Source organism: Lentzea kentuckyensis (genome assembly GCF_002150765.1).
GTDB classification, from domain to species: Bacteria; Actinomycetota; Actinomycetes; order Mycobacteriales; family Pseudonocardiaceae; genus Lentzea; species Lentzea kentuckyensis.
Map to the genome: position 1 here is coordinate 22798 of NZ_MUYM01000117.1, position 8859 is coordinate 31656.

Annotated in this window: 9 protein-coding genes; 2 read left to right on the forward strand and 7 right to left on the reverse strand. The window is 69.1% G+C overall.

The genetic code is table 11. From position 1 onward, the window contains the following. Positions 1-6 precede the first annotated feature (6 nt). Positions 7-1539 carry a D-alanyl-D-alanine carboxypeptidase/D-alanyl-D-alanine endopeptidase gene (gene dacB, locus B0F77_RS39900; RefSeq protein WP_158102954.1) on the reverse strand — a complete coding sequence of 511 codons (1533 nt, stop codon included), beginning with the start codon at positions 1537-1539 and terminating at the stop codon, positions 7-9. After that, the gene (gene gndA, locus B0F77_RS39905; RefSeq protein ID WP_086668256.1) at positions 1536-2966 is read right to left on the reverse strand and encodes an NADP-dependent phosphogluconate dehydrogenase; all 1431 of its coding nucleotides are present in this window, start codon (positions 2964-2966) and stop codon (positions 1536-1538) included. Before gndA ends, dacB begins: the two co-directional genes overlap by 4 nt. Before the next feature lie 121 nt (positions 2967-3087). Between gndA and B0F77_RS39910 the strand changes: the two genes are divergently transcribed. Next, on the forward strand, positions 3088-3375 hold the full coding sequence (locus B0F77_RS39910; protein WP_086668257.1) for a DUF2218 domain-containing protein: 288 nt from the start codon (positions 3088-3090) through the stop codon (positions 3373-3375). A gap of 7 nt (positions 3376-3382) precedes the next feature. Here the strand turns inward: B0F77_RS39910 and B0F77_RS39915 are convergent, their stop codons facing one another. Beyond that, positions 3383-3976: a LysE family translocator gene (locus B0F77_RS39915; protein WP_086668258.1), complete on the reverse strand. Its 594-nt coding sequence runs from the start codon at positions 3974-3976 to the stop codon at positions 3383-3385. Positions 3977-4036: 60 nt separating this feature from the next. Between B0F77_RS39915 and B0F77_RS39920 the strand changes: the two genes are divergently transcribed. Next, entirely contained in the window at positions 4037-4546 is a 510-nt protein-coding gene (locus B0F77_RS39920) for an Lrp/AsnC family transcriptional regulator (protein ID WP_086668259.1), read from the forward strand. Here B0F77_RS39920 and B0F77_RS39925 read toward each other — a convergent pair. From B0F77_RS39925 to B0F77_RS39940, 4 genes are all read right to left on the reverse strand, one after another. Continuing rightward, positions 4543-5310 carry a hypothetical protein gene (locus tag B0F77_RS39925; protein ID WP_086668260.1) on the reverse strand — a complete coding sequence of 256 codons (768 nt, stop codon included), beginning with the start codon at positions 5308-5310 and terminating at the stop codon, positions 4543-4545. The two genes, B0F77_RS39920 and B0F77_RS39925, sit on opposite strands and share 4 nt — an antisense overlap. After that, on the reverse strand, positions 5307-5837 hold the full coding sequence (locus B0F77_RS39930) for a SigE family RNA polymerase sigma factor (protein ID WP_086668261.1): 531 nt from the start codon (positions 5835-5837) through the stop codon (positions 5307-5309). Before B0F77_RS39930 ends, B0F77_RS39925 begins: the two co-directional genes overlap by 4 nt. A 112-nt stretch (positions 5838-5949) precedes the next feature. Then, positions 5950-8634 (reverse strand): RICIN domain-containing protein, encoded by a 2685-nt coding sequence (locus B0F77_RS39935; RefSeq protein WP_086668262.1) that lies wholly within the window; start codon positions 8632-8634, stop codon positions 5950-5952. A gap of 81 nt (positions 8635-8715) precedes the next feature. Beyond that, the coding region (locus B0F77_RS39940) for an acyl-CoA thioesterase (RefSeq protein ID WP_211294273.1) at positions 8716-8859 on the reverse strand (144 nt) is incomplete at its 5' end.

Here is an 8859-nt window from a genome sequence, read left to right on the forward strand (position 1 = left end):
AGCCTGCTAGCAGGCGTTGATCCAGGAGCACTCCACGTCGAAGCGTTCCTTCGCGGGAACCTTGGTGCGTTCCTGGGCCGGCGCCTTGCGCTGCTGCGGCACCTGGGTCTGCTGCGTCGCCACCTGGGTACCGCCGTCGGAGGCCAGGCGCACGGCGATCCGGTCCTCGATGCTCTTCGGGTTGTTGAACAACAGGACGTTGTTCTGCACCATCGAGAACACGAGCTCCCGGCCGGCCTGCGTGGTCACGTAGCCGGTCAGCGCCGAAACACCGCTGAACGATCCGCTCTTCGCCCGCACGTTGTTCGCGGCCGGAGTGTTCTTCATGCGGTTGACCAGGGTGCCGTCGACACCGGCGATCGGCAGCGAGTCCCGCCACGTGGCGAACCACGGCTTCGTCTTCGCCTTGATCAGGATCGACGCCAGGAAGTCCGGCGAGAACTGGTCCAGCCGGGACAGGCCGGAGCCGTCGAAGACCTCGACCCCGTTCGGGTCGACGCCGAGACCGCTCCACTTGGTGCTGAGCTGGTTGACGCCGTTGGTGAACGACTTGCCGGCGGACTTCACCAGCACCTCGGCCAGCATGTTGTTGCTGTCCTTGAGCAACGGCCTGAGCAGCTGTCCCAGCGGGATCGACTGGTCGGACGCGAGCACCGCGGCACCGGCGGGCGCAGCCGCCCGCCGGACGTCACCGGTGAACTCGATCCCGTTGTCCCGCAACGCGTTGCGGAACACGGACGTGACGACACTGGTCGGGTCCTTGACCGTGGACAGGGCCGTCGTCTCGACGTTCGTCGAGCCGGTGACCCGGATGATGTTCGAGCCGTGCTCGCGTTCGATGCTGACACCGCCGTTGCCGGTGGTCGCCGTGCTGATCACCTTCACGACGTCGTTCTCCGGCTCGACCGTGGCGACGACCGGAGCACCCGCCGCGGCGCCCGGCTTGACGCGCACGATCACCGTGCCGGCGCTGAACTTCGCGTCCGGCGACAGCGTCAACGCGGAGGTCTCCGCGTTGAAGGCGAACGGTTCGTCGTCCCACGCCCAGCCGGCACCGTACGGCTGCGCGTCGAACGCCGTGTTGTCGACGACCAGCGAACCGCTGATCTTCGTGACACCGCTGTTCTTCAGCGTCGTCGCCAGTGCCGCGTACCTGGATCGGCTCATCGTCGGGTCACCGGTGCCGCGCAGGACGAGATCGCCCTGCAACGTCGACCCGTTGCGAGTGCCGGTCGAGAGCAGCTCGGTCTTCCACTTGAAGTCAGGACCGAGCAGCTCGAGGGCAGCCGTCGTCGTCAGCACCTTCATGTTCGAGCCGATCTGCTGACGACGTGCACTTGTTCGCGTGTACACGACTTCGCCGGTGTTCGCGTCCCGCACGACCAGGCCGACACTGGCGCCGGTGAGCGCCGGGTCGGCCAGAATCGCGTCGAGATCACCGGTCAGCGCCTCGTTGCCGACGGCCACCGCGCCACCGCTCGACGTCAGGGTCAACCCTGCCGCCGCAGCGACGACCGCCCCCAGAATTCGAAATTTCACGCTTCCACCTCTGATCGATCACCCGACCACAACGTGTGGAAGCTACCGGGCCGGTCGATCCGCCTGTACGTGTGTGCGCCAAAAAAGTCCCGTTGTCCCTGAACGAGCGCGGCAGGCAACCTTTCGGAGCGAAGCGCGTCGTAGTAGGCCAAAGCGGACACAAAGCCAGGAGTGGGCACGCCGGATTCCACCGCTCGCACCACAACCCTGCGCCAAGCGGCCTCAGCGTTCTGCACGGCGTCGCGGAAGTAGTTGTCCACCAACAGAGACGCGAGATCGGCGTTCGCGTCGTACGCCTCGCGGATGCGGTTGAGGAACTGCGCGCGGATGATGCAGCCACCGCGCCAGATCGTCGCCATCGCGCCGAGGTCGATGTTCCAGTCGAAGTTCTTCGACGCCTCGCGGATCATGTCGAAGCCCTGCGCGTACGCGACGACCTTCGACGCGTAGAGCGCCTGGCGCACGTCGTCGACCAGTTCGGCGTCCGGCTTCGCCACGACCTCGTTGGCACCGAACGCGTCGCGCACGGCCTTGCGCTGGTCGGTGTGGCCGGACAGCGAACGCGCGAACACGGCCTCGGCGATGCCGGTGACCGGGACGCCCAGCTCCAGCGCCTCCTGCACGGTCCAGCGGCCGGTGCCCTTCTGCTCGGCGGCGTCCTCGATGACCTGCACGAGCGGCGTGCCGTTCGCGTCGGCGTGCTTGAGCACCTCGGCGGTGATCTCGACCAGGTACGACTCCAGGTCGCCCGAGTTCCACTGGGTGAAGACCTCGGAGATCTCCGCCGGCGTCTGCCCGCCGATGCGGCTCAGCAGGTCGTACGCCTCGGCGATCAGCTGCATGTCGGCGTACTCGATGCCGTTGTGCACCATCTTCACGAAGTGCCCGGCGCCGTCCGGCCCGACGTGCACGCAGCACGGCTGTCCGTCCACCTTGGCCGCGATCTCCTCGAAGACCGGACCGACGTGCTTGTACGACTCGGCGGGACCGCCCGGCATGATGCTGGGGCCGTTGAGCGCGCCCTCCTCGCCACCGGAGATGCCGGCGCCGACGAACAGCAGCCCCTTCTCCTTCAGCGCGGCTTCGCGGCGGCGCGTGTCGGCGTAGTGGGCGTTGCCGCCGTCGATGACCATGTCACCGGACTCCAGCAGCCCGCTCAGCTCGTCGATGACGGCGTCGGTGGGGCCACCCGCCTTGACCATGATGATGATCTGGCGCGGCGTCTGCAGGCTGTCGACCAGATCCTGCAGCGTCTCGGCGCCGACGAAGTCACCCTCGTGGCCGTGCTCGTCGAGCAGGGCCTTCATCTTCGCGGGCGTCCGGTTGTGCACGGCGACTTTGAAGCCGTGGCGCGCGAGGTTGCGCGCGAGGTTGCTGCCCATCGTGGCGAGACCGGTGACCGCGATACGTGCTTTGCCTTCCGTCATACGCGACAGCCTGCCGTGTTCTTCTTGTTTACGCGAGACGTCACAGGGTGTTCTCAGACTCCGTTTTGCCAGGTGAACCACGTCACGTGCCGGTACGTATGGCTAGGCGTAAGTTGGCTTCATGACGGAATTCACGAGCGTGGGACGCTCGGCGACCGACCGTGCCTCCAGGTACGGATCGCAGCTGGTGAAGCACTTCACGCACAAGGACCTCGAAGGGTCCTGGGAGGACGGACGCGGCTTCGTCCGGTTCTCGCTCGGCCTGGCCGAGTTCGAGGCTCTGGACGACGCGTTGGTGATGCGGGTGGCGTCTTCGTCGGAGGAGGACGTGGCCCGGTTGCGCGACGTCGTGGAACGGCACCTGATCCGGTTCGGAACCAGGGACGAGCTGACCGTCACCTGGTCCTAGTGCGGCACTAGGCGGCCAGGACTGACGCCGCCATCCCGATGAGAGCGGTACCACACACCCGCTCGAACGTGGCGCGGATCCTGGGCCTGCTCAGCAGCGCGCCCAGCTGACGCGCCAGCGGCACGACGATGACCCAGAACAGCGCGAAAACCCCGACCGTCACGGCGCTCAGCAGTGCGGCCTGCGGGAGCGGCTCACCGCTCGGGTCCATCGCCTGCGGAATGAGGCTCAGGAACGTGAGCATCACCTTGGGGTTCAACAGATCGCACAGCAGGCCGCGCAGGAACACGTTGCCGCCGGCCTGCTGTTCGCCCGCCGGCTTGTTCGCGGTCCTGAAGGTCATGAACCCGAGGTAGGCCAGGTACAGCGCGCCGATCACCTTGACCACGAGCAACGCCGTCGGCACCGCGGCCACGAGCGCGCTCAGCCCGATCGTCGCCAGCGTCGCGTGGACCAGCAGCCCGGCGACGACGCCCAGCGCCGCCTCGATGCCTCGTTTGAGGCTGCGCACCGCGTTGCCCATGATCAGCACGAAGTCCGGCCCCGGCACGATCATGATGATCAACAGGGCAACCAGGAACGACGTCCACGCGATGTGCATGCCGCCGATCGTCGGCGCTTTGTTCGTGTGAGTTCCAGCTGGTCAGTACGATGTTCGCTTATGCGCGAACAAGCCGAACTGGATTCGGTCGACTGGCACATCCTGGAGGAGTTGCAGAACGACGCCACCCTGCCGAACCGCGCGCTGGCGGAGATCGTCGGACTGGCGCCGTCCTCCTGCCTGCAACGGGTGCGCCGGCTGCGCGAACTCGGCGTGATCACCGGGTGCCACGCCGTCGTCGACCCGGCCACGACCGGGCTGCCCCTGGAGGCGGTGGTGGCGGTGAACGTGCGGCCGCACACCCGGCCGGTGGTGGCGGCGTTTCGCGCGTTCGTGATGGCTCAGCCGGAGACGCGGTCGGTGTTCCACGTCTCCGGGCAGGCCGACTTCCTGATCCACATCGCGGTGGCCGATTCCACGCACCTGCAGGCGTTCCTGATGGACAAGATCGCGTCGCGGACCGAGGTGCGGAACCTGACCAGCTCGGTGGTGCTGGAGCGCGTCGAGACGCGGGCGTTGACACCGCCGGCGAACCTGCGCCCGACGCACCGGCGCCGCCGTACCGACTAACGCTTGAAGCCGCCCCACACGGCGTGGTCGTGACCCGCCGCCGTGGCCATCACGCCGTACCGGTCGGCCTTCCCGTCACGATCGCCGCGGGTGTGGTTGTACTGCACCGCGAAGACCTGCTGTGCGGCCGGCACGGTGCGGCCGGGCTTGAGCTCCCAGCGGTAGACCACCTCACCGTCGATCTCCTGCACGGTGACGGTGAAGTCGTCGGCGGGCCCGGTCTGCCACTGGCCGGAGCTCTGCACCCCGCCGGTCTGGGCGATGTGCACCTGCACCGTGAGCTTGGTCAGCGGCGCGGCCACGTCGAGGACGAGTTTGTCCTGGGTCCAGAAGGTGTGGCTGTTCGGGTCGACGGATCCCTTCGACGACAACGGTCCGTCCGCCGGCCGGTCCTCCGTGGTGGAGGGCGGGTTCGGGGTGCCGGGCGGGTCCTGCCGGGTGCTGACCGGCGGCGCCGTGCTGCCGGTGGGGCTCGGCGGCGTGGGGCTGGGCGTGCTCACCGAGTTCGGGGCGGCGGGCATGGTCGTCTCCGCGGGCGGACCGGTCCGGACGATGCCCGCGAAGGCGATTCCCGCCGTGACCAGGACACCGGCCGCGGCCACGCCGGCGAGCGTCGCCCTGGACCATGACCTGCTGATGCCGGACGCGGGACGAGTCGACGTGGTGGCGGCCATGCCGCGGTTGACGCGGGCGAGCATCCGGACGCGGTCGGGTTGATGCGCCTCGGCCGCTTCCCTCAGTCGCCTGCTGATCTGGTCGTTCACCGACTCCCCCTTCCCACGACCACGTTCGCGGCCGCTCGCGCACCGAGCACGCGTTCCAACTCGGCCATTCCCTTCGAGGTCTGGCTCTTCACCGCACCGACCGAGATGCCCAACGCGAGCGCGGTCTCCTTCTCCGACAGGTCGAAGGCGTGTCGCAGGACGACGCAGGCCCGCTTGCGGAACGGCAACCTGTCGAGTGCCGCCCGTACGTCCACCACCGCGGCGACGTCCGGGCCCTGCACCTGTTCGGGGCCACGAGACCAGAACACCGCGATCCGGCGCCGTTCGCGCGTCGCCGCCCGGACGCGTTCCCGTGCCATGTTGGCGACGACGCCACGGGCGTACGCGAGCGGGTGCTCCGCCGCGCGCATCCTGTCCCAGCGTTGCCACAGCGCGACCAGGGCGTCCGCCGCCAGATCATCGGCGGCATCCGCCTCGCCGGTCAGCAACCAGGCGAAGCGGGCGAGTTCGGCGTGGTGGCGTTCGAAGAAGTCGTGGAACTCCGCCGATCTGTGGTCGACGACCATGTTTTCTCGGTTGCCCTCTCCCTGCGGTGCCCCAGTGGGCGGCAATGTACTTGTTGCTCTGGAAGGCCGGGCTGGCCACGGCCCGGGGCATGGGCCGTGGCCAGCCCGGTGATCAGGACTGCTCGCCGACCAGCACGCCGCGACCGTTGGAGCCCACGTAGACCCGGCCGTACACGTCGGGATCGCCGGTGATGACACCGCCGACGGTGCCGCCGAACCGGGTGCGGTCGTCGTTGATCCTCGTCCAGGCCGTGCCACCGTCGGCGGACCGGAAGATCCCCGTGACGCCGTTCACCGTGCCGATGAGGTACAGGGCCGGGTACCGGGCACCGGGAGCAGCCTTGCCGAAGCCGATGCCGTCGGCGCTCTGCACGCCCTTGAGCTGGGTGAAGCTCGCCCCACCATCGGTGGAGTGCAGGAGGCCGCCGCCGTGCGTGAGCCACAGGTCCCCCGCGGCGCCGGGAGCCGCCTTGACGCGACCGCCGGCGAGACCGGTGGCACGGGCGGTGAACGTCTTGCCGCCGTCGGTGCTGGCGAACAGGGTGCCACCGCTGAGGGCGTAGAAGGTGCTCGCCGTGGCGCGGTCGGCCACGACAGCCGTGCCGGACGGCAGGCCGGCGGACGCCTTCCAGGTCCTGCCCTGGTCGGTGGAGACGTACGGCAGCTGCCCGGAGGCCGTCCACACGACGGTGCCGCCGTCGGCCGAGACCGCCACGGTGCCGCCGCCGGCCGCGCTCACCGGAGAGCCCGCGAACGCCGCCCAGGTGGCGCCGCCGTCGGAGGAGTAGGCGCCGCGTGCCTCGTTGCCGTAGCCGACGCGGACCACGACGTTCGGCTTGGCCTGGGCGAAGTCGATGCCGGTGGTGTTGGAGAACCGCGGTCCGGACGAGGCCGCGGCCGGCACCTTGGTCAGATCGTCGTGGCGGAACCCGCCGATGTCACCGAGAGCGCTGACCAGCTTGCCGCTGGGTGGCGTGATCAGGCCGAGAACCGCGGTCTCCTCCAGTCCCTTGACGGGAATCGTCCAGTGGGTGGAGCCGCCGTTGTCCGCCGCGGTCACGTCCTTGCTCGCCCACAGACCTGACCCTGTGCCGTAGAGCACGTGGCCGGAGTCGAAGGGATCGATGGCCATCGCGCCCATCCAGTGACCGATGTGGGTGCCGACGTACGGCGCACCGGACGCGTCACGCACGGACGTGTCGCCGAGCGCCTTCCAGCTGCCGCCACCGTCGGTGGAGCGGAACAGCTCGTCCGACGGCCACCAGCGGTCGAGGGTCGTGACCATCACCGTGGCAGGGCGCTGCGGATCCACCGCGAGACCGGCGAAGCCGAAACCGTTGCCCGGCACCGGCGAGATGTCCTTCCAGGCGCCGCTGGACGGCGTGTACCTCCACACCGAACCGGCCTTCACCCCGTTCGGGCCGGGGACGTCGGTGTAGGTCAGGTACAACGTGCCGTCACCGGACAGGACACCGTGGTGCGGCAGGTGTCCGGTGGGCTGACCGGGCACGGCCTGCCAGGTGGTGCCGCCGTCGGTCGAGCGGTACAGCGACGTGGTCCGGTCGGCGACACCCACGTAGATCGTCCTGCTGCCGGCCGGCCCGAAGGTGACGAAGGACAGACCGACACCGCTGCTGCCGCCGTCCTTGACGGGGAAGCTCGAGACCTGGCTCCACGTCACGCCGTAGTCGGTGCTGCGCCACAGCCCGTTCTTGCGGGTGCCCAGGTACAGCGTGCCGTGGTCGGCGGGGTCGATCACGAGCCGCTCGCCCATGGACCGGCCGTCCTCGTTGCTGCCGAGCTTGAACGGCAGACTGGTGCGCTGGAACGTTCTGCCCTGGTCGGCCGAGCGCAGGATCGAACCGTTGCCGGCCCATTCGTTGGTGTAGGTACCGGTGGCGAGGTACAGGCGCTCGGGGTCGACCGGGTCGGTCGCCATGCTCTCGATGCCGAGCAGGTTCCAGTCCCCGGCCCAGTCGGTCAGCGGAATCCACTGGCCCGCCTTGGCATCCCAGCGGTACGCGCCACCCATGTCGGTGCGCGAGTACAACAGGTCCTTGCGGCTGGGGTTGAACACGAACCCGGTGACGAAGCCGCCGCCCGCGATCGGCACGTTGCGCCAGGAGTACTGACCGGACGCCGCGGGGTTCGGTGTGGACGGTGTGGCGGACGTGGCCGGCGCGGGCAGCGGCTGCGCGACCACCGCGGGAGGCTTGGGCGTGGCGGGGGCAGCGGCCTTCGCGAGCTTCCACCGCTGACCGGCGCCACCCTGATCGGTGGCCTGCACGACCGCCTGGGCGTCAGCGCCCTCGTTCACGCAGAGGACCATCCCGCTGCTGCGCGAGACGATCTTCACCTCGCCGTCGCCGGTCTCGCTGATCTTCCACTGCTGGGAGGGCGCGCCGGTGTCCGACTGCTGCTCGACGTTGGCGGCAGAGGTGTCGCGTACGCCCAGAACCTTCGAGCTGTTGTGGTTGACCAGCTGGTAGAAGCCGTCCCCGACCGGCCTGACCCGCCACTGCTGGCTGGCGGAACCGGTGGCGGGCTGCTCCTGCTGGATCCGGACGCCGTCCGCGTGGTCCGCGCCGGCCACGTCCAGGGCGTTGCCGCTGCGCGCGGAGACGAACTGGTAGTAGGCGGCGGCGTCCACGGACACCGCGTCCGAGTCGTCCTTCGTGAACAGCACGTAGGACAGGCAGGACCCGGCGACCGCGGACGCGCTCAGCGCCAGTGCGATCGTCCTTCGGTGACGGGTGCGCGTCCGCCTCCGGTCCGGTGTGGACACGGCCTTCTTCATCGCAGCAACTCCCAGGGCTCGATCGTCTTCCGCACCTGGTTGCCGCGGCCGCCGGAAAGGTTTCCGTCCGCGCGAAAATTTCTAGTGCGAGTCCTCGCCGGGTGAGGGCTTGAGGACCCGGATCAGGCCTTCCTGCACCACCGTCGCGACGAGTTTCCCGTCCTGCGTGAAGAACTGCCCGGTGGCCAGCCCGCGGTTGCCTGAGGCCGACGGTGAAGCGGTGTC